The following is a 26192-nucleotide window of genomic DNA, read 5'->3' on the forward strand; positions in this document are numbered from 1 at the left end:
CCACGGTCCGGCCGATCTGTCTTGAACAGATCAAACCTGTCCGGAGATCACGGCGCGAAACGCTCCCGGCGTAGTGCCGAAGATCCGCGAATACTCCCGGGTCATGTGGCTCTGGTCCGCATAGCCGGCCCCGGCCGCCGCCTCGGCCAGGTCCATGTTTCGGATCAGGCTCTGGGTCGCGTGATCGGCCCGCCGGTGGCGGATCGCGCTGGTGGGGGAGCGGCCGAGATGCCGTCGCCAGCTTCGGGCCAGATAGACCGGGTGAACCCCGACCGCGTCGGCGATCGTGCGGATCTCCAGGCCTGGCGCGCAGGCGAGGTCATCAACCATTTCCACGGCCCTGATGAGCCAGTCGGGCGCGTGGCGGGAGGCTTCGAGCGACAGGACCACGGCATCGGCCAGGGTGAGCGAAGCCTGCTCGACGGCGAGTTCATCGCCCGGCGCGGCGCGCAGGCTCAGGCCGACGAGCCGTCGCATGGCCGTCTCGGCTTCGCCACGGAGCAGGGCGGGGTGGGACAGGCCTGCCGGCAAGTCGGCCGGGGCGCTGACCGACAGGAAGAGGCCGCCGGCGACGTCGAAGCAATCGCGATGCACGACGCCGGGCGGATTGTAGATCGCGCTGCCGGCGTCGAAGAGCGTCCGGACCGGGGCCAGCGGATCGCGCGCGAGGCTGCGGTACCCGTCCGCCAGCGGCAGGATGAAATGCGCATTGTCGTGCGAGTGTTCGGTCACCGCCTCCGGAGGCAGGCTGGCCACCCGCAGATCGACGCTGAACCCGCCCGCCTGGACCGAGCGGTTCAGGTCTCCGAGGAATTGCCCGTGCGGGAGTGGGCCCATGCCTGGCCTCAGACCAGCGCCGACGCCCCCGGCGCCGCGTTCCATTCCTTGAAGCTGACGGTCAGCGGCGGGCTCAGGTCGCCGCGCGCCAGTTCGACCACCAGCGGACCGATGGCCGAGGGATGGATGTTCTGCTCCGGATCCTCGCCCGGATAGGCCTGGGCGCGCAGCTGGGTGCGCATCCGGCCCGGATCGACGATGGAGACGCGGATCGGCATGGACTCGATCTCGTCGGCCCAGCATTTCATCAGCGCCTCGGCCCCCGCCTTGGTCGCGGCGTAGGCGCCCCAGAAGGCGCGGGGCGCGGTCGCCACGCTGGTGGTCAGGTGGATCACGCGCCCGGCGTCGGACGCCCGCAGCAGCGGCTCCAGCGAACGGATCAGGCGATAGACGGCGGTGAAGTTGGTCTTCTCGATCTTGGCGAAGCCGCGCGGGTCGGCGTTCGACACCGGCGTCAGGCCTTCGGCGCCCATGGTGGCGGCGGCCTGCACCCAGATGTCCAGCTTGCCGAAACGCTCGTACAGGGCGCCGCCCATGCGGTCGATGCCGCCGCCGTCCACCAGGTCGAACGGGATCAGGGTCGCGTGCTGGCCGGTGGCCGCATAGATGGCGTCGTCGAGATCCTCCAGCCCGCCCACGGTGCGCGCGGTGGCGATCACATGCGCCCCGGCCTTGGCCAGCGCCAGCGCGCTCTCATAGCCGATGCCGCGCGAGGCCCCGACGACGAGGGCGATGCGGTCTTTCAGGGGAAGGTCGGTCATGGCGCGCCTGATAGCGCGGCCTCAGGCAGACCGGAAGCGAAACCGGCGTCAGAACCCGGCGGCGGGACGCCACAGGCTGAAGCTGACGCCCTGATCGTCGGACACCACCACGCTGCGGCCCGAGGCGCTGTCCGACGGGACCGCGGCCTTGCCGCCTAATTCCGTCACCCGCTTGCACAGGGCGTCCACGTCATCGACGCGAAAATACAGGTGGGCGAAGTCCCGGGCGCGCTCGACCTTGGTGAAGCCGAAGGCTGGGTCGCTGTCGGCCACATGGGCATAGGTCGGGCCGGAGGCGGCCTCGTCGAACCGCCAGCCGAACAGGGCACCGTAGAAGGCCCGGGCCTTTTCGATATCGAGAGTGTCGAGGGTGAAATAGCCGAGCTGGACCATAGGTCCTTAAGCGCTCACCAGCAGCGAAAGTTGCCGCGTGTTGTCCTCGCGGCCGCCTTCCTCGATCTCCCGGTCCAGCAGGCGGGTCGGATAGTCGCCGGTGAAGTAGTGGTCCGTGAACTGCGGGTTGCGATCGTCCCGTTTCCCGGCCTCCATGGCGCCGTACAGGCCGTCGACCGACAGGAAGCCCAGCGAGTCGACCTCGAGATAGGCCCGCATCTCTTCCAGCGTCTTGTTGGCGGCGATCAGCTGGTCCCGCTCCGGCATGTCGATGCCGTAGAAGTCCGGGTACAGGATCGGCGGCGAGGCCGAGCGCAGGTGAACCTCGGTGGCGCCCGCGGCGCGCACGGCGCGCACCAGCTTCACCGAGGTGGTGCCGCGCACGATGGAGTCGTCGATCAGCACGACCCGCTTGCCGGCGAGGACCGATTTGTTGGGGCTATGCTTCATGCGCACGCCCTTCTGCCGGGCGCCTTGGCTGGGCTGGATGAAGGTGCGGCCCAGATAGTGGCTGCGGATGATCCCCATCTCATAGGGAATGCCGCTTTCCTGCGCGTAGCCGAGCGCCGCCGGGACGCCGGAATCGGGCACGGGGACCACCACGTCGGCCTCGACCGCATGCTCACGCGCCAGGCCGCGACCCATGCGCTTGCGCACCTCATAGACCGACTTGCCGTTCACGACGCTGTCGGGGCGGGCGAAGTAGACGTACTCGAACAGGCAGGGACGCGCCGCCTTGGTCGGGAAGGGCTTCAGCGAGCGCAGGCCCTCGTGATCGATCACGATGACCTCGCCGTGCTCCACGTCGCGCTCGAAGGTCGCGCCGATGGTGTCCAGGGCGCAGGTCTCGGAGGCCAGCACCCAGGCGTCGCCCAGACGGCCCAGCACCAGCGGGCGGATGCCCAGCGGATCGCGCGCGCCGATCATCTTGGACCGGGTCTGGCAGACTAGGGCGTAGCCGCCCTCGATCCGGCCGATGGCGTCGATGAAGCGGTCGATGATCTTGGCCTTACGGCTGCGGGCGATCAGGTGAAGGATCACCTCGGAGTCCGACGTCGACTGGAAGATCGCGCCTTCCGAGACAAGTTGGCTATGCAGGTATTTGAAATTGGTCAGGTTGCCGTTGTGGGCCACGGCGATTCCGCCCTGGTCCAGGTCGGCGAACATCGGCTGGATGTTGCGCAGGAAGCTGCCGCCGGCGGTGGAGTAGCGCGTGTGGCCCACGGCCGCCGAACCCGGCATCCGCTCGGCCAGGTTGGTCCCGCCGAAGGCCTCGCCCACCAGACCCATGTGACGTTCGGTGTAGAAGCGCGCGTCGTGGACGCTGGCGATGCCGCAGGCTTCCTGGCCGCGATGCTGCAGGGCGTGCAGGCCCAGGGCGACGACGGCGGAGGCTTCGTCCTGCTCCGCGCCCCAGACCCCGCAGACCCCGCATTCCAGACGCGGACGGTCGTCGTCGGCGTCGCGATGGTGCTCCCGGTGGACAACCGGGGCGGCGATGGAATGGTCGAGGCGGCTCATCGTGGGGCTCCGATGAAGCAGGGGAACGCTAGCGGGCGGCGGACGGCGGCGAAGTATTGCTTGTTTGGGGCGAGGGCAAGGCTTCATCGTCCGAAAACCCTTTGCTCACGGACGAACTGACTACCGGCGTCAACGCGTCAGCGCCGCGTCCGATGCCGGGAAGAATGATCTGGATCAACCGCGCGGCGCCCGCCGTCGCCGGCCGCAGGGCGGCCTCGCTCAACCAGCGCGGCGTCTTCTCGCCCGGCATGGCCGCCACGATCACCAGATGGATCGCCCCCAGCAGCACCAGGGCGCGGGCCGAGCCGACGAAGACGCCCAGGAACCGGTCCACGCCGCCCAGCTGCGGATGGGCCTGCGCTCGCTTCGACAGGAAGGATCCGAAGATGCGGATGCCGAAATAGATCAGTAGGAAGGAGCCGACGGCGGACAGGATCGTCCCGGCCCAGTCCGGATCGACCAGGCTGCGCCCGATCGGCGCCGTCAGCGGCAGGGCGACCAGGGCGATGAAGGCCGCCAGCACGAAGCTGAGCAGGGTGATGATCTCGCGCGTCGCACCGCGCACCCAGCCGGCGCCGGCAGAGGCGAGGATGACCAGTATGGCGAAAACGTCGAAACCGGTCATGGGCGCTCGGGACTGGAGAGGCTCATCATAGCCGTTCCGCGAGATTCGTTCGATGCCCTCCGCGAGGCGCGCCGCCGGTCGGTCCGACGGCGCGCTCTTGGGATCAGGCTGCGGGCGCCGCGGCGGGCGGGGCCGGCGCGGGTTCGGTCTCGGCGATGGTCCAGGCGCCGCCGTACATGCTGGGCACGACATGCACCCAGATGTTCCGGTCCGCCCGGCGGATCACATAAGTCGTGGTCGCATCGTTGTAGATGTCGCCCAGCCCGTCGATCATGCCGACCTTCACATCGTTGCTCAGCGTATCGGACGCTGAGGTCGGGATCTGGCTTTCGGTGACCTTCACGCCGCCTGCGGCCAGGACCTGACGCTCGATGCCGCGCTGGAGTTCAAGCTTGGAGAAGGTCTTACCCTCGGCGGGCTGGATGCCGGCCTGATAGACCTTGCCCTCCACGAATTCGAACGCGGTTCCGGTCCAGAATGGGAAGCGGGCCAGATCCTGGGTCTTCCCGCCGCCGTCCACGTATCCGGCGGGCAGGGTGATGTAGGGGAAGGCCCCCAGCGCCGCGGTCGAAACCGGAATCTTGGTGATGTCGAACGCCGCGGCCGGGGCGGCGGCGGTCGGTGCGGCGGCCGCGGGAGCCGCGGCGTCGGCGGGGGCGCCGCTCTCGGCCTTGTCCGCGTTCTGGCCGCAACCGGCCAGCAGGATCACCGCCAGGGCGGGGATTGCGAAATGCTTGGATACCATTACGCCAGTCGCTCCATCAGGAAGGGTTGGAACTGTTCGACGGGCGCCGGACGCGGGGAGGGCGCCTATCGGGTCTCACCGTAGCGGTTTTGCGAGATTCTATCGACCGCTTCCGACAGGCGGCTGACTGAGGCGGCCTTCACGCCCCGGTCCTTGACCGTCAGCGGGGGCGACAGGGCCATGTCGAAGCCCAGTTTCCGGGCCTCGCGCAGGCGGGCCTCGGCCCGGCCCACGGCGCGCAGCTCGCCCGACAGGCTGATCTCGCCGAAGACGACACAACCCTGCGGCAGGGGCACGTCCATGGCCGAGCTGATCAGGGCCGCGGCGGCCGCCAGATCGGCCGCCGGCTCGTTGATGCGCAGCCCGCCCGCTACGTTCAGATAGACGTCCTGATCGCCGAAGCCGATGCCGCAGCGCGCCTCCAGGACGGCCAGCACCATGGCCAGACGCCCGGTGTCCCAACCGACCACGGCCCGGCGCGGCGTGCCGTAGGCGGACTTCGACACCAGCGCCTGCATCTCGACCAGCACGGGGCGCGAGCCCTCGATGCCGGCGAAGACCGCCACGCCGGGGGCGCGGTCCGTGCCCTCGCCGAGAAACAGGGCCGACGGATTGCTGACCTCGCGCAAGCCGCCGTCGCCCATCTCGAACACCCCGATCTCGTCGGTGGCGCCGAAGCGGTTCTTGCCCGCGCGCAGGATGCGGAAGGGATAGCCGCGCTCGCCCTCGAAGCTGAGGACGGCGTCGACCATATGCTCGACCACGCGCGGCCCGGCGACCTGGCCGTCCTTGGTCACGTGGCCGACCAGGATCACGGCGGGCCCGCCCGACTTGGCCAGCCGCACCATCTCGCTGGCGCAGGCGCGGACCTGAGTCACCGACCCCGGTCCCGCCTCATGGGCATCGGACCACAGGGTCTGGATGGAATCGACGATGACGATGTCGAATTTCTCGCGCTTCAGCGTCCCGAGAATCTCGCGCAGCGCCGTGGCCGAGGCCAGCTCGACCGGGGCCTTCTCCAGTCCCATGCGGCGGGCGCGTGAGCGGATTTGCTCCACCGCCTCCTCACCCGAGATATAGGCCACCCGCTTGCCCGCCAGCGCCGCGCGTCCGGCCACGTCCAGCAGCAGGGTGGACTTGCCGACGCCGGGGTCGCCGCTCAGCAGGATGGCGGAGCCCGGCACCACGCCGCCGCCGCAGACCCGGTCGAACTCGGCCACGCCGGTGACGATGCGCGGCGGTTCCGGGTTATCGGACTGCAGGGTCTCGAACGTCAGCCCCCGCGCCCGGCTGTTGGACGCGGGCTTCAGCGCGCCCGGCGGCGCCGCGCGGCTTTCCTCCACGATGGAGTTCCACTGCCCGCATGCGCTGCACTGGCCGGACCACTTGCCGTGGACCGCCCCGCAGGACTGACAAACATAGATCGCGCCGTCTCTCGCCATGCGGTTGGCTTACAGGAGTCGGTGGAGGCGGGGCAGGGGGCGTTCGCCCGCCTACGACCAATTCTGACGTACCCACCGATCGGCGCTACACGCGAGCCGCTAGCTTTGCCTTTGCATCGGTGTATCGTTGTTCTCTCGCAGGGAGGATCGGTCATGGACGCTTTCGGTAACCTGACGACGGACGACGAATTCCTCACCGGCCGGCGCATCCGCCTGATCTCCTACCTCGATCCCGACGTTGCCATGGGAGTGACGGGCGGCACCGATGTCGGCTGGTCGGGCGTCGGCGTGCACCGGTTGTCGAACGGCAGTCCGAACGAGACGATCTTCATCGCCGGGGTCGCGCAGGGCAGCAAATCCCGGATGTTCTACCTCGCCTGGGGCAGCGACCCGAACCAGGCTCTGTCCATGGAGGGGGATTCCACCGGCCGTCTGACGCTGGAGCCGATCTCCCCGTCGGACGACGGAGACCCCACCTACTATCCCGAGTTCCAGGCCCAGTGGCAGAACGGGCCCTGGTTCGTGCTCAGCGCTTTCGGCTCCAGCCAGGTCGTCGATATCAGCGGGTCCGGCACGGGCGAGAACAACCCGATCATCGCCTTCCAGGCCAACGGCGGCGGCAACCAGACCTGGCGGGCCCAGGACGTGGACTTCGTCCCACCGGCCGGCGGCGCGCTGGCGAACGCGGACACCCCGGCGGCGTCGGCGGCGCCGAATCCCGTCAAATCCGGCAAGCCCGGCTAAGGAGACCGTCATGGACGCCTACGGCAATCTGACCGACCTGTCGGAGTTCGCGAATGGCCGGCGTGTCCGGCTGATCTCCTACATGGACCCGGACATCGCGTTCGGACTCCACGCCGCGCGGCCGTCCGGCGGAAGCGGCTTCATGGGCGAGGTCGAAACCTTGGCCCTGGAATACTTCATCGGGGTGCGGCGAATGTCGCTGGGGGATGACGGCGCGACCGTCCTCGTCGCCGAGGCTGCGCCGGGCGGCACGTTCACGCTCGGCTGGGCCGCCGATCCCGGATGTCTTCTGGTCTGGGGAGACGGGGGCTTCAGGTTGTCGAACGACCGCGTTCCGATGGATGACATGTCGGGCGATCCCTCGACCCGTTTCACGATCGATTTCGTCGACGGCTGCTGGTTCGCGCTCAACAATCCGGATCACGACCAGGTCGCGGATATCGCGGGCGAACACACGGACGAGCGCACGGCGATCATCCCGTGGTCGTGGAACGGCGGCTCCAACCAGATCTGGCGCGCGGAAGCCGTCGCCTGAGGAGATCGATATGGACGCGGCCGGCAATCTCACCGAGATTTCGGAGTTCTCGAACAACCGGCGCATCCGGCTGATCTCCTACATGGATCCGGACATCGCCATGGGCGTCCATGCGACGATCAACCCGCCTCCGGTCGTCGAGAGTCCCATTCCGCTCGTTCGGCCGAAATTTCTCACCCAATTCGGCGTCCAGCGCCTGTCGTTGGGTGATCCGGAATCGACCATATTCGTCGCGGCGATGATGCCGGACACGCCTGAGCTCTTCAGCCTGGGCTGGGCGGGCGATCTGGATTGCGTCCTGGAATGGGGCGGCGGCGTATTGGGCATCCGCGACAACTACGCCCCGTTCATGGTCATGTCGGACGGCGGCCAGACCTGCCAGTTCACCGTCGATTTCGTCGACGGCTGCTGGTTCGCCCTCAACCTCCCGGATCGCAGCCAGGTCGTGGACATCTACGAGGAGCGGACCGAGGACCGGACGCCCATCATCCTCTATCCGTGGCATGGCGGCGCCAACCAGATCTGGCGCGCCGAGGCGGTCTAGCCGACGTAGAGGCGCGGCACGCGGGCGGTGATCGAGGTCAGCAGTTCGTAGCTGATCGTCCCCGCCGCCGTCGCCGCGTCGTCGATCATCCGGTTGGGGCCGTACAGCTCGACGCGGTCCCCGACGGCGACCTCCAGCCCGCTGACATCGACGGCGCAGACGTCCATCGAGACGCGGCCGAGGATCGAGCGCAATTCACCCCCGACAAAGACCTCGCCCTTGGGGCTGTAGCTGCGCAGCAGGCCGTCGGCGTAGCCCGCCGCGCAAGTGGCGATGCGCGTGGGGCGACCGGCGCGAAAGCCTTGCGAGTAGCCGACGCTTTCGCCCGCGGGCACGTCGCGCACCTGCAGCACCTCGGCCTCCACCGTCGCCACCGCGCGGATGCGGGGATCGGGGCGGCCTTCCGGCCCGCCGCCGTACAGGCAGATACCCGGGCGCAGGGCGTCAAAGGCGTAGTCGGGTCCCAGGAAGGCGCCGCCCGAATTGGCGAACGACCGCACCGTCCCCGGATAGCGCCGCGCCGCCGCCGCGAAGGCGTCGCGCTGGCGGGCGTTCATCGGCTCGTCCGGCGCGTCGGCGCAGGCCAGGTGGCTCAGCACCAGTGCCAGACCGTCGAACGGCTCGGGCGCATCCTCGACGCGGAAACCCAGCCGGTTCATGCCGGTGTCGATCTGCAGGCCGGACGGACCGCCGTTCGCGGCGCGCCATTCGGCCAGTTGCGCTGGAGTGTTCAGCACCGGCCGCAGGTCCGCCGCCGCCAGCCGCCCGGCGTGGCCGGTCAGGCAGCCGTCCAGCACATAGATCTCGGGACCGCCGCCCAGCGCCTTGCGCAGGGCCTCGCCCTCGGCGGTGCGGGAGACGAAGAAGGTGCGCGCGCCCTCGGCCGCCAGCCTGGTCGCGCAGGCCGCCGCGCCCAGGCCGTAGCTGTCGGCCTTGACCACGGGATGCACGGGGGCGCCGCCCACGGCCTGAAGGGTGTGGAAGTTCGCGGCGAGCGCGTTGAGGTCGATGGTCAGCGTGGCCGGAGAGGGCATCCCGCCATCTAGAAGCCTCCGCTTGTGCGATGCAACACGAGTGGTTGCGGCAAGCGTGGAAAAGGCGGCGTCCGGAGCAAGGACGGCGCCCCTTCCGGGGCGCCGCCGGTCAAATCAGGGGCACATGTAATAATAGGTCCAGACCTCGGAATCATAGGTCGTGGTGTTGCCCCAGGTCACAGGGTCGGTGTCGCAGTAGATCTGAGCGCCGCCCACGAGCTGACCGCCCGAGAGGTAGGCAACGCTGGCCCAGGGGCCCGAGGTCGCGGCAGGCGGCGGTGACGCGGTCGCGGTTCCGGAGGCGGCCGCCAAGGCGATGGCCGCGGCGAAGGCGAGTTTGGCGATGGTCTTCATCGGTAACCTCCCTGAGGGCGAAAGCGCCCACACCATAACCATCACAGATTGAGTGTTGTCTCAACCTGCAGCTGTTGTCGCAGGGGGGCTGAGCGGATCGTCAGGCGCGCGGGAAGGCGATCCCGCCGGTGTCGAACAGATGCGCCTGCTCCGCGGGAACCGCCAGCGCCAGGGCCTTGCCCGTCTGGGGCCGGACGTCGCCGGGCAGTTGCACCGTCAGGGCGGTCTCGCCATAGGTCGCATAGGCGTAGGTGGCGTGACCCAGGGTCTCGGCGAAGGTCACCTGCGCCAGGATCCCACCGGTCGGGCCGCCCAGGGCCAGATGTTCGGGCCGAATCCCGAGGGTCACCGTGTCGCCGACCTCGGCGTTGGAGGCGTCCACCGACACCTTCAGCGTGTCGCCCGCGGCCGTCGTCACGGTCGCGCCCTTCGCCGTCGCGGTGACGATCTCGGCGGGGATCAGGTTCATCTTCGGGCTGCCGATGAACTCGGCGACGAACAGGTTGCGGGGCCGCTCGTACAACTCCATCGGCGCGCCGACCTGTTCGATCACGCCCGCGTTCAGCACCACGATCCGGTCGGCCAGCGTCATGGCCTCGACCTGGTCGTGGGTGACGTAAATCATGGTCGTCTTCAGCCGCTCGTGCAGCCCGGCGAACTCGTAGCGCATGCGCACCCGCAGGGCGGCGTCGAGGTTGGACAGGGGCTCGTCGAACAGGAAGACCTGCGGCTCGCGCACGATGGCCCGACCGATGGCGACGCGCTGGCGCTGGCCCCCCGACAGGGCCTTGGGCTTGCGCTCCAGATAGTCGGTGATGTTCAGCGTCTCGGCGGCGGCGCGCACCCGGCGGTCGATCTCCGCCTTGTCCGCCTTCGCAAGTTTCAGCCCGAAGGCCATGTTTTCATAGACGCTCATGTGCGGATAGAGCGCGTAGGACTGGAACACCATGGCGATGCCCCGGTCCGACGGGGACAGGTCGTTGACCTTGCGTCCGCCGATGGCGATTTCGCCGCCCGAGGCCTCTTCCAGGCCCGCGATGGTGCGCAGCAGGGTGGACTTGCCGCAGCCCGAGGGGCCGACGAAGACCACGAACTCGCCGTCCTCGATCTCGAGATCGATTCCCTTCAGCACCTCGGTCGTCCCGAACCGCTTCGTCACGCCGGTCAGCCGGACGTCCGCCATGTTTCCTGCCCGTTTCTTGTCGCCCGACTCGCGGCGTTGGCCGCCGTTCGAGCCGATTTCGACGTCACCGTAAACGGTTACAGTCGCGGCGCAAGGCGACGCAGGGCGGCGTGGGCCCCGGAGTTACCGGGGACCCTTGGGCTTGAACGGCTTGCTCGCGGCCGGCTTGCCGCGCGCGTCCTTGGCCGCCCAGGGACGGTCGCCGCCCTTGGGCTTGCCCTTCCAAGGCTTGTCGCCGGCGGCGGCTGGAGCGGCTTCGGCGTCCGATCGCGGCGTCCAGGGCGTCTTGCCCTCGGCGGCCGGCTTCTTCACCCACGGCTTCTTGCCGGGAGGAGTCGGGCTGTCCGGCGTGCGCTTGACCCAGGGCTTCTTGCCCTCGGCGGCCGGGGCGGCGTCATGACGCTTGACCCAGGGCTTCTTGGGCGCGTCGCCCTGCGGACGATCTTCGCGGGCCTTCCAGGCCGGCTTGTCGCCGTCCTCGCGCTTGACCCAAGGCTTCTTGGCGCCCTCGGGACGGTCCTCGCGCGGCTTCCAGGCCGGCTTGTCGCCGCCCTCTTCGCGCGCCTTCCAGGGCTTCTTGTCGGGACGATCGCCGCCGCCGGCGGGCTTCTTGTCCCAACGGCTGACCGGCTTCTCGGACGGTCCCGGCTTGACTGCCGGCTCGATCTTCACGCCGTCTTCCAGACCCTGGGCGATGGCGGCCTCGAACTTGGCCTTCATCTCCTCGGTGATCTCGAACTTGGTCTCGCGGTCGAAGATCTTGATCGCGCCGATGTCGCGCTTGGTCACGTGACCCAGACGGCAGATGGTCGGCATCAGCCATTTCGGGTCGGCGTTCTTGTCGCGACCGATATTGATGCGGAACCAGGCCATGTCCCCGCCGCGGGCGAAGTCCGTATACGGGACGTCCGGCTGGCCCTTGTCGTTCTTGCCGCTCTCCTGCTGACGCTTCATCCGATCGTCGTCATAGACGTCTTCCGGCGCGGGCAGCTTCTGCTGATAGAGGCGGATCAGGGCGGCGGCGACCTGCTCGGGAGAGCTCTTCTCGAGCAGCTGACGGCCGAGAGCCAGGGTGTCTTCGTCGTCGATCGGCGCGGTCAGAACCGGATCGGCCAGCATGCGCTTGCGATCGTTCTCCTGGATCATCTCGGCAGAGGGCGGACCCGACCACTCGGCCTTGATCCCGGCCGAACCCAGCATCAGCTCGACTTTGCGGCGGCGCGTATAGCTGACCAGCAGGACCGAGACGCCCTTCTTGCCGGCGCGGCCGGTACGGCCCGAACGGTGCAGCAGGCCGGCCTTGTTGACCGGGATCTCGGCGTGGATGACCAGCCCCAGATCGGGCAGATCGAGGCCGCGGGCGGCCACGTCGGTGGCGACGCAGACGCGAGCGTGTCCGTCGCGCAGGGCCTGCAGGGCTTCCGACCGCTGGCTCTGGGTCAGTTCGCCGGACAGGCCGACGACCGAGAAGCCGCGCTCGCGCAGGGACGAGGTCAGGTGCTTCACCCGTTCGCGCGTGTTGGCGAACACCAGAGCGCCGGGCGCTTCGAAGTAGCGGAGCACGTTGACGACCGCGAGTTCGACCTCGTTCGGGGCGACGCGGATGGCCTTGTATTCGATGTCGGCGTGCGAGCCGGCGCCGGCGACCGTGTCGATCCGCAGCGCGTCCTTCTGATAGGTCTTGGCCAGTTGCACGATGTCGCGCGCCAGCGTCGCCGAGAACAGCAGGGTCCGGCGCTCGGCCGGGGCGGCGTCGAGGATGAAGGTCAGGTCTTCCTGGAAGCCCATGTCCAGCATTTCGTCGGCTTCATCCAGCACGACGGCCTGCAGCGTCGACAGGTCCAGCGCGCCGCGCTCGACGTGGTCGCGCAGGCGGCCGGGCGTGCCGACGACGATATGGCAGCCGCGATCCAGCTGACGGCGCTCGGTCTTGGGATCCATGCCGCCGACGCACGAGACGATTCGCGCGCCCGTCTGGGCGTACAGCCACTGCAGTTCGTTCGACACCTGCAGCGCCAGTTCGCGCGTCGGCGCGATCACCAGGGCGACGGGGGCGCCGAACTCGGCGAATTTCTCGGCCTCGCCCAGCAGGGTGGGGGCCAGGGCCAGGCCGAAGGCCACGGTCTTGCCCGAGCCGGTCTGGGCCGAGACCAGCAGGTCGCGGCCCTGCTCGGCCTCCAGCACGGCGGCCTGGACGGGGGTGGGCTCGGCATAGCCGCGTTCGGAAAGCGCGCGGTCAAGCGCGGGATGGCTGGCGGGGAAGGGCATGGGCAGGGTCCGTAGGGCGCCGACGCGGCGCGCGCCAGCCATTCCGGCAAGCGAAGGGCGGGGCATGTGCGCCGCAATCAAGGCGGAACCACGGCCCCGGGAGCGCCGTTCTGCCGAATCCTGACGCAGCAGGCGGTTCCCACTGACAAGAGGGACGCGGCAGGGCAAGCTGCGCCGACTGGGGGATTTCATGCTTCGAACCGTTCTCGCCGCCACGACCGTCCTGACCGTTCTGGCCGCGCCCGTCTTCGCCCAGGTCCGTCCGGGGCAGGACACGCCCGCCGTCGGAGCCTCGGGCACGCGGGTCACGCCGGACACTTCGCCCGTTCAGGCCCCGCCGCCCGCCCGGGGCGGGCCCAGCCTCACGGTCGGCGGAACCGTTCGCGATCGGCTGGAACGCGGCGACGCGACGCTGGACAGCGGCGAATACATCGACCGCTATACCGTGCCCCTGCGGCGCGGTCGGACCTATGAGGCGACCCTGTCGGGCAGCGGTTTCGACCCGTACCTGCTGGTGCGCGGCCCGGGCGGCCTCAACGAGGACAATGACGATGATCCCGCCGCGCGCGGTTCGCGCGACAGCCGGATCCGGTTCACCGTTCCGGCCGACGGCGACGTAACCATCGGCGCGACCAGCTACCAGGGGGGCGAGACGGGGACCTACACCCTGCGGCTGACCGCCGTGAGCGGCGGCGCGGACGCACCGGCCCGGGCCGCGCCCGGCGGCGCGATCCGCCTGGGCCAGCCGGTCTCGGGCGAACTACGAGCCGGCGACGCCACTTTGGACAGCGGCGAATACATCGACACCTGGGCCTTGGCCGGCCGTCGGGGCCAGCAGTTGGATATCCGCCTGACCTCCCCGGCTTTCGACCCCTATGTCGCCATCTCTGGTCCCGGGGGCTTCTCCGAGTTCAACGACGATGACGCCTCCGCCGAGGAGTCCCGCGACAGCCGCCTGCTGGTCACCCTGCCTGCTGACGGCGCCTACACCATCACCGCCACCAGCTACGCCTCCGGAGAGCGCGGGGCCTACCAGCTGTCGGTGCTCGAGGGAGCCGGCGCCGAGAAGCCGCCCGCGGTGGCGGTGCGACCGTCCGAACAGGCCTCGCCCGGCGGGGAAATCCAGATCGGCCAGGCCATCGGCGGAGCCTTGTCCAGCGGCGACGAAACCCTCGACAGCGGCGAGTATTTCGACCGCTACACCTTCAACGGCCGGCGCGGCGACCGGGTGGCGGTCGAGCTGACCTCTTCGGCCTTCGACGCCTACACCATCGTGCGCACGCCTTCGGGCGAACAGTTCGACAATGATGACGGCGAGGGCGGCACCGACAGCCGCCAGCAGATCACCCTACCGGAAGACGGTCGGTATGAGGTCCAGGTCACCTCCTACTCCCCGGGCGAGACGGGCTCATATCGCTTCACGGTCGAGGCCGGACGGGAGTCGCCACGTCAGGCGGCGGCGCCGGGCGGCGCGCGGGTCTTCGCGGTCATGGTCGGGGTCTCGGACTACGGCGGCGCCCAGAACGATCTGCCTTTCACCGACGAGGACGCCCGCAAACTGGCCGAGGCGCTGCAGCGCGAAGGCTCGCTGAACGACGCCAGCGTCGTCCTGACCAACGCCGAGGCCACGGTCGCGGGCGTGCGCTCGGCCTTTGAACGCGTCGCGGTCCAGGCTGGCCCGGATGACATGTTCCTGTTCTTCTTCTCCGGCCACGGCGATCAGAACGAGGTCGCGGTCAGCGGCGTCGAGCCGGACGGCAAGAGCGAGTCCATCGTCCTGCGCGACGGCGAGATCAGCGACGCCGAGATGGGCCGCCTGTTCGGGACCCTGCGCACCCGCCTTTCGCTGTTGGTGATCGACGCCTGCTACTCCGGGGGCTTCGCGCGCAACGTCGTCGACCGCCCCGGCGTCATGGGCCTGTTCAGCTCCGAAGAGGATCTGACTAGCGCCGTGGCCGACAAGTTCCGCGCTGGCGGTTACCTGTCCCACTTCCTGCGCGAGGGCCTGTCGGGTGAAGCGGACCGCGACGGCGATCGTCTGGTCACCGCCGGCGAACTGTCCACCTATCTGCGCCGCCAGTTCCGCACCGAGGTCGAGGACGTCGAATCAGAGACCCAGGACGGCCAGCGCAACTATCAGAACCTGGTCATCGACCGGGGCGGGGTGCAGGTGGACGACGTCATCGTTCGCCTGCCGCCCGCCGAATAGTGAGAGGATGAAGTGATGAAAGTATCGGGTTCGATCCTGGGGGGTGTTGTGATCCTGACAAGCCTTGCGGCGGCATGCGGGGTCGCCGCGCAGACCCAGGCTCCCGGTCAGGAACGCGCCCTGGTGGGAGCGACCTGGTCGGGCGGCGAAGAGCGGGGAATCGCCGGCTATGAAAACTACGGCGGCTCATTCGTGCGTGCGCCCGTTGCGATCGGGGTTCACCGCTCGCGTTCGAATCCGCGCGACTGGATCTTCGTCTCCAAGATCGAAATCGGCCGCGATGGAGATCAGGCCCGGTGGCGAGGCGTGGACACGGTCCGGGCGTCAGGACGCACCGCCGAAAGCTACGTCGCCTATGAATGCAAGCGTGCGAGCCGCGGCCTGAAGGATGCGACGCCGGAGCCGGGCGTCATCGGCCTGGTCGGCGCCGAGTATGCGGTCGACAACGGCGACTTTGGCCTGCTGCGCGCCGAAACGGCGTGGGAGGTGTCCGCTGACGGCGGATTGACCGCAATCCGCGAGCCGGTCGTCTGCATCGACGAAGGCTACGGAGTCTGACGGAGCTGGGAGGAAATGGTGGATGTGACAGGGATTGAACCTGTGACCCCCTCGGTGTGAACGAGGTGCTCTCCCGCTGAGCTACACATCCATCTCGGGCCCCGGATCAACGTGCCGACCGGGGAGGGCGCGGACATAGCCCGACCTCCCCAATGGCGCAAGCCTAGATGCCCGAAGCTTTCACGGCGTCCGGCGTTTCGGCCTCCGGGTCGCCCGGAAGCCAGGCCACGTGGCCGTTGTAGATGTCCTCGTTGAGGATCTTTTCCTCCTTGGCGACCAGCACCGGGACCAGCATCTGGCCGGTCACATTGGTGGCGGTGCGCATCATGTCGATGATCCGGTCGATGGCCACGATGTAGCCGATGCCCTCCAGCGGCAGGCCCGCCGTCGACAGGGTCAGGGTCAGCATGACGATCGAGGTGCCGGGCACGCCGGCGGTGCCCAGCGAGCCCAGCACGGCGGTCAGGCCGATCAGGATGTACTGGGTCAGCGACAGATCAATGTTGAAATACTGGGCGATGAAGATCGAGGCGATGGCCGGATAGATGGCGCCGCAGCCGTCCATCTTCACGCTGGCGCCCAGAGGCACGGCGAAGGCGGCGTAGGCCTGGGGCACGCCCAGCCGCTCGACCGTCTGGCGCAGGGTGATCGGCAAGGTGCCGAGCGACGAGGAGGTGGCGAAGGCGGTCTGCTGGGCCGCGAACGCCCCGCGGAAGAAGCTGCGGACCTTCAGCCCGTGCAGCTTCAGCAGGCCCGAATAGACGATCAGGATGTGGAACAGGCAGGCCGCGTAGATGGCGAAGATGAACTTGCCGAGCGGCAGCAGCGCCTCCCAACCGTAGCCGCCGACGACCGAGCCGATCAGGCCGAACACGCCGAAGGGGGTCAGTTGGATCACCCAGCGGGTGATGCGGAAGACGATGGCCGCGCCCTCGTCGACCAGCCGGCGCGCGGTCTGGGCGCGATCGCCCAGTGCGACCAGGGCGCCGCCGACCAGAGCCGAGAAGAAGATGATCTGCAGCACCTTGCCGTCGCTCAGGGCGGCGAAGGGGTTGGTCGGGACGATGCCGATCAGTACCTCCAGCGGCGTCGGGATCACCCGCTCGCGGACCTCGCCCAGCGGCAGGTTGCTCAGCCCCATGCCCGGATTGATCAGGTGGCCGAAGGCGAAGCCGACCAGCACGGCCAGCAGGGAGGTGATGGCGAACCAGACCAGGGTCCGCACCCCCAGCCGCACCGCTCCGGCGCCTTCGCCCAGCTTGGCGATCGAGCTGGCGATGGTGAACAGCACCAGCGGCGCCACCACCATGCGGATCAGGTTCAGATAGACGTCGCCGATCGGTTGCAGCCAGATCTCCGCCTTCTCCCGCAGGATCAGGCCGGCGAGGATGCCGAGGGCGAAGCCGGCGAACGTTCGAATCCACAGCGGGATCGCGAAGAAGCGACGGATCATGGGCGGGTCTCTCGATGCTCGACCCATCCAGATGTTAGCAGGTGCAGCAAACCGCAACCGCCTGAGGCGCGGTTTTTAGCCGATCAGCGCGTCAATCGCTGTTTCCAGCTGCGCAAAGGCGTCGATCAAGACGTCGCCGCCCAGTTCCGCGGGCGGAACGGGGGTGTAGCCGTAGGTGACGACGATGCAGGGCATGCCCGCATTCTTGGCCGCCCCGACGTCCGGCGGGGCGTCCCCGACCATGATCGCCTTCGCCGGATCGCCTCCCGCCATCCGCACCGCCTCGACCAGATGGGCGGCGGCAGGCTTGCGCGCGCTGACCCTGTCCGGGCCGACGATGACCGCGAAATGCCGGGTCAGGTCCAGTTTTTCGAGCAACAGCACGGACAGGTCCGTCCGCTTGTTGGTCGCCACGCACAGGATCGCCCCGCGGGCCGCCAGCCGCTCCAGCGTTCCAACCACGCCCGGATAGGGCCGCGAATGGTCGGCCAGATGCTGGACGTAGTCGGCCAGGAAAGCCTCGAACAGGGCCGGCGCATGGGCTTCTTCCCAGGTCGCGCCCGCCTGTTCGAAGCCGTGTTGCAGCATGGCCCGCGCCCCGCCGCCGATCAGGGATGCGGCGCTGTCCATCGGCGCCGGCGGCAGGCCGCGCGCGACCAGCATCCGGTTCAGCGTCCCGACCAGATCGACGTGGGTCTCCACCAGCGTCCCGTCCAGGTCGAAGGCGATGGTCCAGCCGTCCAGATCCTGCTGCGTCACCCGACTCTCCCGTCATCGGCCCCGATGGGCTAGACCGGACCGGTGACTATCCGCCGGACCGATTCATGACCACCCACGCTGAACCCAGATCTTCTGAAGCTAGGGCCGCCATCATCCTTGCCGCCGGGCAGGGGACGCGGATGAAATCGCCGCTGCCCAAGGTGCTGCACCCGGTCGGCGGCCGCGCCATGCTGGATCACGCCATCGACGCCGCCGAGGCCCTGGGCTGCGAGCGCATCGTGGTCGTCGTCGGCTCTCATTCTCCTGAAGTGCGCGCCCATGTGGTCGCGCGGCTGGGCGAGGACGCCATCGCCGTGCAGGACCCGCCGCTGGGCACCGGCCACGCCGTCCGCGCCGCCGAGGCGGTGCTGGGCGACTTCGTCGGCCAGGTGGTCATCACCTACGGCGACGTGCCCCTGCTGCGCGCCGCCGACATCGAGCCGGTCTTCGCCCAGACCGAGGGGGTTCGCGTCATCGGTTTCGAGGCCCGCGATCCCGGCGCCTACGGTCGTCTGGTCATGGACGGCGAGACCCTGACCGCCATCACGGAGGCCAAGGAGGCGTCGGCCGAGGTCCTGGCCATCACGACCTGCAACTCGGGCGTCATGGCCGCGCCGGTCGGCCTGCTGTTCGAACTCCTGGTCCAGGTGAAGAACGACAACGCCAAGGGCGAATACTATCTGACTGACGTGGTCGAGCTGGCGCGCGGGCGCGGCGCCCCGACCCGCGTCGTCATGGCCGACGAGGACGCCGTCATGGGCGTCAACGCCCAGGGCGAACTGGCCGTCGCCGAGGCCCTGTTCCAGAAGGTGCAGCGCGAAACCTTCCTCGCCGCCGGGGTCACCATGGCCGCGCCCGACACCGTCCACTTCGCGTGGGACACCGAGGTCGGCGGCGGTACGATGATCGAGCCCTATGTCGTCTTCGGCCCCGGTGCGAAGATCGCCCCGGGCGCCCGCATCCGCAGCTTCAGCCACATCGAGGGCGCGACGGTCGCCGGCGGCGCCGAGGTCGGTCCCTACGCCCGTCTGCGCCCCGGCGCGAAACTGGCCGAGGGTGTGAAGGTCGGCAATTTCGTCGAAGTGAAGAATGTCTCCATGGCCGCCGGGGCCAAGGCCAATCACCTGGCCTATCTCGGCGACGGAGAGGTGGGGGCCAAGGCCAACATCGGCGCCGGGACGATCTTCTGTAACTACGACGGCTTCTTCAAACACCGCACCACGATAGGCGAGGGCGCCTTCGTCGGCTCCAACACCTCGCTGGTGGCTCCGGTCACCATCGGCGCCGGCGCCATGGTCGGCTCGGGCTCGGTCATCACCGCCGATGTCGCGCCCGGCGACCTCGGTCTCGCTCGCGCGCCGCAAACCGCCAAGGCCGGCTGGGCGGCGCGGTTCATGGAGATGATGCGGGCGAAGAAGGCGGCGAAACGCTGACCGATCTTATTCAAGGTTCGTCGTGCACGCCGGAAGAACCGGATGGAACGACAGGTCGGCGGGCGCCTGGCCGGTCGAGACGTCCTTCACCTCGATGGCGCACGTGGTGGGCTTCACCCGTTGCATGATCGTATAGCGCCCGCCCGCGCGCGGCGTGAATGAAGCCATGTTTTTGCAGTTCAGGGTGGCGTAGGGGCCGCGGGTGCTGATCGTCAGCGTCACCAGATGGACTTGCGCGTCGCCGGGAAGTCGAATCTGCCGTTCGCCGATCTTGCCGAAATTGGACGTGATGGGGCTGAAACCGCCAAGCAGTTCGATATGGCTGCAGGTCGGTCCGTCAGAGATGACCAGGTTCTGCACCTCGCCGAAACCGGGAAGGTCCGGATCGCGCAGATAGGTCAGGTTGGCGACCGTGGGCGAGTCCGCCGGCTGAACATAGGTGGACACGCACGCGCCACACGCCAGCACGGCGGCCACGGACAGTAAACGTTTGAACATCCTGATTTCCCCGATAAACCCCGGGCCCAGTTAAGACCCACCCTGAAACTAGGAGCAAGCCAGTGGCGGCGGATGATCAGAAGCGGCGCGCGGGCGAGGCCGCTGCGGAACGCGTTGAGGCCGGCATGGTCGTCGGGCTCGGCACCGGCTCTACCGCCGCCTGGTTCGTCAAGGCGCTGGCGGCCCGCAACCTGACCGGCCTGCGTTGCGTCCCCACGTCGGAGGCCACCGCCGAACTGGCCCGCGAGCTAGGCCTGACGCTGTCGACGCTCGAGGATAGCCCGCGCATCGACCTGACCGTCGACGGCGCCGACGAGGTCGGGCCGGGACTGGCCCTGATCAAGGGCGGCGGCGCGGCCCTGTTGCGCGAGAAGCTGGTGTGGGAGGCCTCGACCCGCTGCATCTGCATCGCTGACGCGGCCAAGGTCGTGCCGGTGTTGGGCCAGTTCGCCCTGCCGATCGAGGTCGTCGCCTTCGGACACAAGACGACCGGCAACCGCATCGCCGACGTGCTGACCGACCACGACATCGCCATGCCCGCCCGCGTCCGCATGGCCGAGCGCGGTCTGGTCCGCACCGACGGGGGCAATCTGATCTACGACGCCGCCTGCGGCGCCATCCACGACCCGGCCCGCCTGGCCGACGACCTGAAGCTGATCACCGGCGTGGTCGAGCACGGCCTGTTCCTGGACCTAGCCGACGAGGCGATCATCGGCCGGGACGATGGGGTGGACGTCCTCCACCCCTGAGGCGTCAGTCGGCCGCTGTCTCGTCGGTCGAGGTTCGGCGCAGGTCCCGATGCGCCTGGCGGATCGAGGCGATCACCTCGCTGCGCGCGGCCCGCCGGTTGGCGGCGATGCGCTGGGCGTCGTACAGTCCGCCCAGATAGGCCTTGTCCCAGTCCGTCAGGCTCTGGTTGTCGGTCGGATCGTCGAACACATTCAGGATCGAGGCGTAGGCCCGAGTGTCCGCGTTCGGATCGATCTGGGCCAGCGAGATCATGGCGATATAGTCGGCCAGCTGCGTGATCGACACCTGTGAGACCGAGTCCACATCGACGGCCACGATGGTCCGGAACAGATTATCGACGATCTGGGTCCGCAGGCGCGTGGCTGAGCTGACCGAGATCACCGGCGCGTAATGCACCGACGACGAGCAGGGGTTCACGCATTCGCCGGGCAGGCGGACGGCGCGATCGCCGGTCTCGGAGTCGATCGGCAAGCTGAGCTGCCACCAGCGCACCGGTCGTTCGGTCTGCTGGAAGTCGCGCAGGGCGGCGCCGCCCCGATCCATGCCCGCTCCGCCCATGCGGAAGGCGCGGCCGTGTTCCTCGACCAGCTTGGTGGCCAGGCCGCCGCCGTCGTCCGTGGCGACCACCAGGATGTTGGGCGTGCAGCCCGGCGCGCCGGCGCGCAGCCCCAGGTCCTCCGCCACCGTCGATACCCGGTCGGCCAGGTATTGGGCCGCTTCGGCGCGAAGATTGACCACGCCGACGCAGACCGTGCCGGTCCACCGCGCCAGGCCCCGGTTGCGGTTGGGGGCGGCCACCTCGCCGACGAAGTCGGCGATCAGTCGCTCCAGCGAGCGTCCGGTCACCTCCACGTCCTCCAGCGCGACGGGCTCGTCCTGCGATTGCGGCGCCGTTTGGGCCGAGGTCGGATCCTGAGCGACGAGCGCCAGGGAGGCGAGGAGGGCGGCGATCATGATGCTATTCCCGGTTGGAACGTCGTTCTCTCACGCTAGTCCCGTGTATCGCGCCCGGTCAACGACACATCCGGTCGCGGCGGCGTCCGCAGGCGCGCGATCGAGGCCTTGTCGGTCACCGGTTGGGATTTGCGGCGCGAGACCCTAAATGGCTAAGCCCAAGCAAGGTGGACCATGACCGACTACGACTACGACCTCTTCGTCATCGGCGCCGGTTCCGGCGGGGTCCGCGCGGCGCGACTGACGGCGCTGGGCGGCAAGCGCGTCGCCATCGCGGAGGAGTTCCGGGTCGGCGGCACCTGCGTCATACGCGGCTGCGTGCCCAAGAAATTCATGGTCATGGCCTCGGACTTCGCCCACCAGTTCGAGACTGCGGAGGGCTACGGCTGGACCGTCGAGGCCAGCTTCGACTGGCCCAAATTCATCCAGGCCAAGGATGTCGAGATCGCCCGCCTGTCCGGCATCTACGCCGCCAACCTGGGCAAGGCCGGCGTCGACCTGGTGCATGGCCGCGCGATCCTGAAGGACAACCACACCGTCCAGATCCTCAAGAAGGACGGCTCCCTCGACCGTGAGATCACCGCCGACAAGATCCTGATCGCCACCGGCGGACGCCCGTGGTCGCCTGAAGACATGCCGGGGATCGAGCACACCATCACCTCGGAGGAGGCCTTCCACCTGCCCGAACTGCCCAAGCGCATCCTGATCGCGGGCGGCGGCTATATCGCGGTGGAGTTCGCGGGCATCTTCGCGGGCCTGGGCGTCGAGACCACCCTGATCTATCGCGGTCCCAACATCCTGCGCGGCTTCGACGACGACGTGCGCGCCCACCTGGCCGGCGAGATCGAGAAACGCGGCATCAAGGTCATCCTCGGCTGCCAGCACGAGTCCATCGAGAAGACCGAGACCGGCCTGGTGAACCGTCTCGCCAACGGCATGACCATCGAGAGCGACGTGGTCATGTTCGCTACCGGGCGCATGCCTTATGTGAAGGGTCTGGGTCTTGAGAAGGCGGGCGTCGAACTGACGGAGCAGGGGGCCATCAAGGTCGACGGCTTCTCCAGGACCACGGCGGACAACATCTGGGCCATCGGCGACGTCACGGACCGCATGAACCTGACCCCGGTCGCCATCCGGGAGGCGGTCGCCTTCCACCAGACTGTCTTCAGGGACAATCCGATGGCCTTCGATTATGAGGCCGTCGCCACCGCCGTGTTCAGCCAGCCGCCGGTCGGCGTGGTCGGCCTGAGCGAAAGCGAGGCGCGCCACTCCTGCCCGGGCGAGGTCGATGTCTACGTCACCCGCTTCCGCCCCATGAAATACGCCTTCACCGGTTCGGACGAGCGCGTCCTGATGAAGCTGGTCGTCGACGCCCAGAGCCAGAAGGTCGTCGGCGTCCACATCGTCGGCCCCGAGGCGCCGGAGATGATCCAGCTGGCCGCCATCGCCGTGAAGGCGGGCCTGACCAAGGCCCAGTGGGACGCCACCTGCGCCGTCCATCCGACCATGGCCGAGGAACTGGTCACGCTGCGTGAGAAGCAGCATGCGGGCAACATGTCGGCGGGCTGAGGAAGAACGCGACACCGCGTTCATTGTCCCCGACGCCTCACCGGCCTATCTTGGCGCCATGAATACGCGTTGGACGCCAGAGAGCTGGAGACAGAAACCCGTCGTGCAGATGCCGACGGACTATCCCGACATGGCTGCGCTGCACCGTGTCGAGGATGAATTGCGGGCCATGCCGCCCCTCGTCTTCGCGGGCGAGGCGCGTCGGCTGACGTCCAAGCTGGCCGAGGTCGAGGCGGGCAACGCCTTCCTTCTGCAGGGCGGCGACTGCGCCGAGAGCTTCAAGGAATTCTCGACCGACAACATCCGCGACACCTTCCGCCTGATCCTGCAGATGGCCGTGGTCCTGACCTTTGCGGGCCGCAAGCCCGTGGTGAAGGTCGGCCGCATCGCCGGCCAGTTCGCCAAGCCGCGCTCGTCGGGCGTGGAGATGATCGACGGCGTCGAGCTGCCCAGCTACCGCGGCGACATCATCAACGGCATGGCGTTCACGCCTGAGGAACGGGTCCCGGATCCCCAGCGCCTGCTCAAGGCCTACAACCAGTCCGCCTCGACGCTCAACCTGCTGCGCGCCTTCGCCGGCGGCGGTTACGCCGACCTCTACAACATCCATCGCTGGACGATGGGCTTCGCGGCCGACAGCGCCGCCGGCGCCCAGTACCGCGAGCTGGCTGACAAGATCACCGAGGCCCTGGCCTTCATGGAGGCCGTCGGCGTCACGCCCGAGACCCATCCGGACCTCAGCCGTGTCGAGGTCTTCACCTCGCACGAAGCCCTGCTGCTGAATGTTGAAAGCGCCCTGACCCGTCTGGACGGCGCGTCCGGCGAATGGTTCGACACCTCGGCCCACATGCTGTGGATCGGCGAGCGCACCCGCCAGCTGGACGGCGCCCACGTCGAGTTCATGCGCGGCGTGAAGAACCCCATCGGCGTGAAGTGCGGCCCGACCATGGAGCCGGACGATCTGCTCCCGCTGATCGACGCGCTCAATCCGGACAACACCCCCGGGCGGCTGACGCTGATCGGCCGCTTCGGCGTGGACAAGGTCGGCGACCGCCTGCCGCGCCTGATGCGGGCGGCCAAGGAGCACGGCAAACGGGTCATCTGGTCGATCGACCCGATGCACGGCAACACGCTGAAGGCCGGCAACGGCTACAAGACGCGTCCGTTCGAGCGCATCCTGGGCGAGGTTCGGGGCTTCATCGACGTGGCCGAGGCCGAGGGCGTCCACCCCGGCGGCGTGCACCTGGAGATGACCGGGCAGAATGTCACTGAATGTCTGGGCGGGGCGCAGGCCCTGACCGAGGACGACCTGTCCAGCCGCTACCACACGCACTGCGACCCGCGCCTCAACGCCGATCAGGCGCTGGAGCTGGCCTTCCTTGTCGCCGAACGGCTCAAGGCCGGCCGGCAGGCCCGCTCGAAAGCGGCCTAGATGCAGGGCGTCGGCCGACCGGACGGCGATACGACCGGCGGTCGCTGCGGCTATCAGGGGGCGCCCGGCGCCTTCAGCCACGAGGCCTGCGTCGACCTGCGTCCGTGGGACGAGCCTGTCGCCTTCGAAACCTTCGCCGAGGTCATTGACTCATTGAAGGCGGGCCGGATCGGCGCCGCCCTGATCCCGGTCGAGAACTCCACCATCGGCCGGGTGGAGCCCGCCGCGACCCTGGTCGAGCAGTCGGGCCTGACCATCGTCTCCGAGGTCTGGCGGCCGATCCGCTTGGCCCTGATGGCCCCGCATGGCGCCTCGCTGCGCACGGTGAAGACGGCCGAGAGCCACCCCATCGCCCTGCGCCAGTGTCCGGAGTCTCTGGGGGGGCTGGGCATCACGGCGGTCGAGGCCTTCGACACCGCCGGGGCCGCGCGCGATGTCGCCGAGGCCGGCGACCCCAGCCGCGCCGCCGTCGCCCCCGCGCGGGCGGCCGAGGTCTATGACCTGTCGATTCTGCGCAACGACATCCAGGATTCCAGCGACAACCGTACGCGGTTTGTCCTGTTGAGCGCCGGAATCGCTTGACCGCGCACGATCCTTGCGGCTTTTGAGGCCCATGGTCCGCTCGCAAGCCATCGCTGCGACTTTCTCCGCCCGCTTCGCCGCGGCCGCGGACCTGTATTTCTACGGCTTTCGATACGCCGGCTGAGGCGTCGGGCATCGCGTCCTGACGGCCTCGCCGGCGACCGCCCCGCTAGGGGCGGCGGCTCGCAAAAGCTCCATGCCGTATCGAAATCGAAAGTCTTGCCCCCGTGCCCCAATCCAACACCCTGCAGCAGGTCTGGCCGCATTCCATGACCAACCCCGCTGATCTCTCGCCCGAACACATGGCTCTGGCCGCGCTGCGCCATGAGATCGACCTGCTCGACGACGAGCTCCTGGCCCTGTTCGAGCGCCGCCTCGCCATCGCCGCCCGCGTCGGCCAGGCCAAGGACGCCCCCGCCGGCCCGCACGTGAAGCTGCGCCCCGACCGCGAGAAGGCGGTGCTGGACCGTCTGACCTCCCATGCCGCGCCCGACAACCGCGAGGCGGTCGAGTCCCTCTGGCGCCAGATCGTCGGCTGGGGGCTGGCTCGCCAGGGCCGGATGCAGGTGCAAGTCTGGTCGCCCATCGAACCGACCCGCGCCTTCGACGGCGCCCGCCTGCGCTTCGGCGCCGCCGCCGACATGCGCGCGGTCCGTGACCCGCAGGCGGCGCTGAAGTGGGCGGCCGAGGGCCACGGCGTCGCCGTTCTGGCCATCAACACCGAAGACGCCTGGTGGACGGGCCTGCGCCGCGAGTGGACGGGCCTGAGCGTCTTCGACGGCTTCGGCGGCGGCGCCATCCCGACCGCCCTGGCTGTCGGCAAGATCGATCCCGCCGCCCTGCCGAACGGTCGCCGCGTCATCGTCGACGTGGGCGGCGATGCGGGCGACGGCGGCGGCATCCGCCGCCAGGGCCTGGCCACCCACCACGGCTGGACCCTGTCGCTGACCGACGCCCCGCTCAACGTCGGCGGCGCCGAGGGCTGCGTCGGGGCGGTCGGCTAGATCGG

Annotated in this window: 26 protein-coding genes and 1 tRNA gene; 11 read left to right on the forward strand and 16 right to left on the reverse strand. The window is 68.9% G+C overall.

Translation table 11 applies throughout. The features are described 5' to 3' along the window. Window positions 1–30 precede the first annotated feature (30 nt). From AC1RRF_RS05255 to radA, 7 genes are all read right to left on the reverse strand, one after another. The gene (locus AC1RRF_RS05255; RefSeq protein WP_492833407.1) at window positions 31–837 is read right to left on the reverse strand and encodes an AraC family transcriptional regulator; all 807 of its coding nucleotides are present in this window, start codon (window positions 835–837) and stop codon (window positions 31–33) included. An 8-nt stretch (window positions 838–845) separates the two neighbouring features. Further along, complete coding sequence (locus tag AC1RRF_RS05260; protein WP_492833408.1) at window positions 846–1598, reverse strand: SDR family NAD(P)-dependent oxidoreductase; 753 nt, start codon at window positions 1596–1598, stop codon at window positions 846–848. 48 nt (window positions 1599–1646) lie between these two features. Then, window positions 1647–1991, reverse strand: coding sequence for a VOC family protein (locus tag AC1RRF_RS05265; RefSeq protein WP_492833409.1), 345 nt, complete (start codon window positions 1989–1991; stop codon window positions 1647–1649). Between the two features lie 6 nt (window positions 1992–1997). Further along, window positions 1998–3512 carry an amidophosphoribosyltransferase gene (purF, locus tag AC1RRF_RS05270; RefSeq protein ID WP_492833410.1) on the reverse strand — a complete coding sequence of 505 codons (1515 nt, stop codon included), beginning with the start codon at window positions 3510–3512 and terminating at the stop codon, window positions 1998–2000. Window positions 3513–3540: 28 nt separating this feature from the next. Beyond that, a complete protein-coding gene (locus AC1RRF_RS05275) occupies window positions 3541–4137 on the reverse strand; it encodes a CvpA family protein (protein WP_492833411.1) in 597 nt (198 codons plus the stop codon). Between the two features lie 103 nt (window positions 4138–4240). Then, the gene (locus AC1RRF_RS05280) at window positions 4241–4882 is read right to left on the reverse strand and encodes a hypothetical protein (protein WP_492833412.1); all 642 of its coding nucleotides are present in this window, start codon (window positions 4880–4882) and stop codon (window positions 4241–4243) included. Window positions 4883–4947: 65 nt separating this feature from the next. After that, window positions 4948–6324, reverse strand: a complete 1377-nt coding sequence (gene radA / locus AC1RRF_RS05285) for a DNA repair protein RadA (protein WP_492833413.1) — start codon at window positions 6322–6324, stop codon at window positions 4948–4950. 153 nt (window positions 6325–6477) lie between these two features. On the opposite strand from radA, the gene AC1RRF_RS05290 reads away from it, so the two are divergent. From AC1RRF_RS05290 to AC1RRF_RS05300, 3 genes are read left to right on the forward strand one after another with little or no spacing between them, the layout of a single operon-like run. Next, window positions 6478–7068 (forward strand): RICIN domain-containing protein, encoded by a 591-nt coding sequence (locus AC1RRF_RS05290; RefSeq protein WP_492833414.1) that lies wholly within the window; start codon window positions 6478–6480, stop codon window positions 7066–7068. A 10-nt stretch (window positions 7069–7078) separates the two neighbouring features. Beyond that, entirely contained in the window at window positions 7079–7603 is a 525-nt protein-coding gene (locus tag AC1RRF_RS05295; RefSeq protein WP_492833415.1) for an RICIN domain-containing protein, read from the forward strand. Between the two features lie 10 nt (window positions 7604–7613). Next, window positions 7614–8147 (forward strand): hypothetical protein, encoded by a 534-nt coding sequence (locus AC1RRF_RS05300; RefSeq protein WP_492833416.1) that lies wholly within the window; start codon window positions 7614–7616, stop codon window positions 8145–8147. Here AC1RRF_RS05300 and alr read toward each other — a convergent pair. From alr to AC1RRF_RS05320, 4 genes are all read right to left on the reverse strand, one after another. Beyond that, window positions 8144–9181 (reverse strand): alanine racemase, encoded by a 1038-nt coding sequence (gene alr, locus AC1RRF_RS05305; RefSeq protein WP_492833417.1) that lies wholly within the window; start codon window positions 9179–9181, stop codon window positions 8144–8146. The genes AC1RRF_RS05300 and alr overlap by 4 nt on opposite strands. A gap of 114 nt (window positions 9182–9295) precedes the next feature. Further along, on the reverse strand, window positions 9296–9535 hold the full coding sequence (locus AC1RRF_RS05310) for a hypothetical protein (protein WP_492313237.1): 240 nt from the start codon (window positions 9533–9535) through the stop codon (window positions 9296–9298). A 100-nt stretch (window positions 9536–9635) separates the two neighbouring features. After that, a complete protein-coding gene (locus tag AC1RRF_RS05315; protein WP_492833418.1) occupies window positions 9636–10718 on the reverse strand; it encodes an ABC transporter ATP-binding protein in 1083 nt (360 codons plus the stop codon). 123 nt (window positions 10719–10841) lie between these two features. Continuing rightward, window positions 10842–12986 (reverse strand): DEAD/DEAH box helicase, encoded by a 2145-nt coding sequence (locus tag AC1RRF_RS05320; RefSeq protein ID WP_492833419.1) that lies wholly within the window; start codon window positions 12984–12986, stop codon window positions 10842–10844. Between the two features lie 190 nt (window positions 12987–13176). Between AC1RRF_RS05320 and AC1RRF_RS05325 the strand changes: the two genes are divergently transcribed. Further along, complete coding sequence (locus AC1RRF_RS05325) at window positions 13177–15195, forward strand: pre-peptidase C-terminal domain-containing protein (RefSeq protein ID WP_492833420.1); 2019 nt, start codon at window positions 13177–13179, stop codon at window positions 15193–15195. A gap of 15 nt (window positions 15196–15210) precedes the next feature. Next, on the forward strand, window positions 15211–15753 hold the full coding sequence (locus AC1RRF_RS05330) for a hypothetical protein (RefSeq protein WP_492833421.1): 543 nt from the start codon (window positions 15211–15213) through the stop codon (window positions 15751–15753). Window positions 15754–15769: 16 nt separating this feature from the next. Here the strand turns inward: AC1RRF_RS05330 and AC1RRF_RS05335 are convergent. The 3 genes from AC1RRF_RS05335 to AC1RRF_RS05345 all read right to left on the reverse strand — a co-directional run bounded on the left by AC1RRF_RS05335 (window position 15770) and on the right by AC1RRF_RS05345 (window position 17965). Continuing rightward, window positions 15770–15844: transfer RNA gene (locus AC1RRF_RS05335), tRNA-Val, on the reverse strand. Between the two features lie 72 nt (window positions 15845–15916). Further along, window positions 15917–17206: a dicarboxylate/amino acid:cation symporter gene (locus tag AC1RRF_RS05340; RefSeq protein WP_492833422.1), complete on the reverse strand. Its 1290-nt coding sequence runs from the start codon at window positions 17204–17206 to the stop codon at window positions 15917–15919. A gap of 75 nt (window positions 17207–17281) precedes the next feature. Further along, window positions 17282–17965 carry an HAD-IA family hydrolase gene (locus tag AC1RRF_RS05345; RefSeq protein ID WP_492833423.1) on the reverse strand — a complete coding sequence of 228 codons (684 nt, stop codon included), beginning with the start codon at window positions 17963–17965 and terminating at the stop codon, window positions 17282–17284. Window positions 17966–18105: 140 nt separating this feature from the next. Here AC1RRF_RS05345 and glmU point away from each other — a divergent pair, with 140 nt between their 5' ends. Continuing rightward, window positions 18106–19398 (forward strand): bifunctional UDP-N-acetylglucosamine diphosphorylase/glucosamine-1-phosphate N-acetyltransferase GlmU, encoded by a 1293-nt coding sequence (gene glmU, locus AC1RRF_RS05350; RefSeq protein WP_492833424.1) that lies wholly within the window; start codon window positions 18106–18108, stop codon window positions 19396–19398. A 6-nt stretch (window positions 19399–19404) separates the two neighbouring features. Here the strand turns inward: glmU and AC1RRF_RS05355 are convergent, their stop codons facing one another. Next, a complete protein-coding gene (locus tag AC1RRF_RS05355; RefSeq protein ID WP_492833425.1) occupies window positions 19405–19875 on the reverse strand; it encodes a hypothetical protein in 471 nt (156 codons plus the stop codon). Between the two features lie 83 nt (window positions 19876–19958). Between AC1RRF_RS05355 and rpiA the strand changes: the two genes are divergently transcribed. Beyond that, window positions 19959–20645, forward strand: a complete 687-nt coding sequence (gene rpiA / locus AC1RRF_RS05360; protein ID WP_492833426.1) for a ribose-5-phosphate isomerase RpiA — start codon at window positions 19959–19961, stop codon at window positions 20643–20645. Window positions 20646–20649: 4 nt separating this feature from the next. Here the strand turns inward: rpiA and AC1RRF_RS05365 are convergent, their stop codons facing one another. Continuing rightward, on the reverse strand, window positions 20650–21600 hold the full coding sequence (locus tag AC1RRF_RS05365) for a hypothetical protein (RefSeq protein WP_492833427.1): 951 nt from the start codon (window positions 21598–21600) through the stop codon (window positions 20650–20652). A gap of 174 nt (window positions 21601–21774) precedes the next feature. Between AC1RRF_RS05365 and gor the strand changes: the two genes are divergently transcribed. The 4 genes from gor (at window position 21775) to AC1RRF_RS05385 (ending at window position 26187) form a co-directional block, all read left to right on the forward strand. Beyond that, window positions 21775–23169: a glutathione-disulfide reductase gene (gor, locus tag AC1RRF_RS05370; protein WP_492833428.1), complete on the forward strand. Its 1395-nt coding sequence runs from the start codon at window positions 21775–21777 to the stop codon at window positions 23167–23169. Between the two features lie 58 nt (window positions 23170–23227). Further along, window positions 23228–24601, forward strand: a complete 1374-nt coding sequence (locus AC1RRF_RS05375) for a class II 3-deoxy-7-phosphoheptulonate synthase (RefSeq protein ID WP_492833429.1) — start codon at window positions 23228–23230, stop codon at window positions 24599–24601. Beyond that, window positions 24602–25183 carry a prephenate dehydratase domain-containing protein gene (locus tag AC1RRF_RS05380; protein ID WP_492833430.1) on the forward strand — a complete coding sequence of 194 codons (582 nt, stop codon included), beginning with the start codon at window positions 24602–24604 and terminating at the stop codon, window positions 25181–25183. A gap of 227 nt (window positions 25184–25410) precedes the next feature. Next, a complete protein-coding gene (locus tag AC1RRF_RS05385; protein WP_492833431.1) occupies window positions 25411–26187 on the forward strand; it encodes a chorismate mutase in 777 nt (258 codons plus the stop codon). Window positions 26188–26192: the final 5 nt, after the last annotated feature.

This window comes from Brevundimonas sp. GW821-FHT12C05 (assembly GCF_058807475.1).

What these genes read in the sequence shown, in the direction of transcription:
- AC1RRF_RS05255 (WP_492833407.1), bottom strand. Translation starts at nt 837, where the DNA reads ATGGGCCCACTCCCGCACGGGCAATTCCTCGGAGACCTGAACCGCTCG.
- AC1RRF_RS05260 (WP_492833408.1), bottom strand. Translation starts at nt 1,598, where the DNA reads ATGACCGACCTTCCCCTGAAAGACCGCATCGCCCTCGTCGTCGGGGCC.
- AC1RRF_RS05265 (WP_492833409.1), bottom strand. Translation starts at nt 1,991, where the DNA reads ATGGTCCAGCTCGGCTATTTCACCCTCGACACTCTCGATATCGAAAAG.
- purF (WP_492833410.1), bottom strand. Translation starts at nt 3,512, where the DNA reads ATGAGCCGCCTCGACCATTCCATCGCCGCCCCGGTTGTCCACCGGGAG.
- AC1RRF_RS05275 (WP_492833411.1), bottom strand. Translation starts at nt 4,137, where the DNA reads ATGACCGGTTTCGACGTTTTCGCCATACTGGTCATCCTCGCCTCTGCC.
- AC1RRF_RS05280 (WP_492833412.1), bottom strand. Translation starts at nt 4,882, where the DNA reads ATGGTATCCAAGCATTTCGCAATCCCCGCCCTGGCGGTGATCCTGCTG.
- radA (WP_492833413.1), bottom strand. Translation starts at nt 6,324, where the DNA reads ATGGCGAGAGACGGCGCGATCTATGTTTGTCAGTCCTGCGGGGCGGTC.
- AC1RRF_RS05290 (WP_492833414.1), top strand. Translation starts at nt 6,478, where the DNA reads ATGGACGCTTTCGGTAACCTGACGACGGACGACGAATTCCTCACCGGC.
- AC1RRF_RS05295 (WP_492833415.1), top strand. Translation starts at nt 7,079, where the DNA reads ATGGACGCCTACGGCAATCTGACCGACCTGTCGGAGTTCGCGAATGGC.
- AC1RRF_RS05300 (WP_492833416.1), top strand. Translation starts at nt 7,614, where the DNA reads ATGGACGCGGCCGGCAATCTCACCGAGATTTCGGAGTTCTCGAACAAC.
- alr (WP_492833417.1), bottom strand. Translation starts at nt 9,181, where the DNA reads ATGCCCTCTCCGGCCACGCTGACCATCGACCTCAACGCGCTCGCCGCG.
- AC1RRF_RS05310 (WP_492313237.1), bottom strand. Translation starts at nt 9,535, where the DNA reads ATGAAGACCATCGCCAAACTCGCCTTCGCCGCGGCCATCGCCTTGGCG.
- AC1RRF_RS05315 (WP_492833418.1), bottom strand. Translation starts at nt 10,718, where the DNA reads ATGGCGGACGTCCGGCTGACCGGCGTGACGAAGCGGTTCGGGACGACC.
- AC1RRF_RS05320 (WP_492833419.1), bottom strand. Translation starts at nt 12,986, where the DNA reads ATGCCCTTCCCCGCCAGCCATCCCGCGCTTGACCGCGCGCTTTCCGAA.
- AC1RRF_RS05325 (WP_492833420.1), top strand. Translation starts at nt 13,177, where the DNA reads ATGCTTCGAACCGTTCTCGCCGCCACGACCGTCCTGACCGTTCTGGCC.
- AC1RRF_RS05330 (WP_492833421.1), top strand. Translation starts at nt 15,211, where the DNA reads ATGAAAGTATCGGGTTCGATCCTGGGGGGTGTTGTGATCCTGACAAGC.
- AC1RRF_RS05340 (WP_492833422.1), bottom strand. Translation starts at nt 17,206, where the DNA reads ATGATCCGTCGCTTCTTCGCGATCCCGCTGTGGATTCGAACGTTCGCC.
- glmU (WP_492833424.1), top strand. Translation starts at nt 18,106, where the DNA reads ATGAAATCGCCGCTGCCCAAGGTGCTGCACCCGGTCGGCGGCCGCGCC.
- AC1RRF_RS05365 (WP_492833427.1), bottom strand. Translation starts at nt 21,600, where the DNA reads ATGATCGCCGCCCTCCTCGCCTCCCTGGCGCTCGTCGCTCAGGATCCG.
- gor (WP_492833428.1), top strand. Translation starts at nt 21,775, where the DNA reads ATGACCGACTACGACTACGACCTCTTCGTCATCGGCGCCGGTTCCGGC.
- AC1RRF_RS05375 (WP_492833429.1), top strand. Translation starts at nt 23,228, where the DNA reads ATGAATACGCGTTGGACGCCAGAGAGCTGGAGACAGAAACCCGTCGTG.
- AC1RRF_RS05380 (WP_492833430.1), top strand. Translation starts at nt 24,602, where the DNA reads ATGCAGGGCGTCGGCCGACCGGACGGCGATACGACCGGCGGTCGCTGC.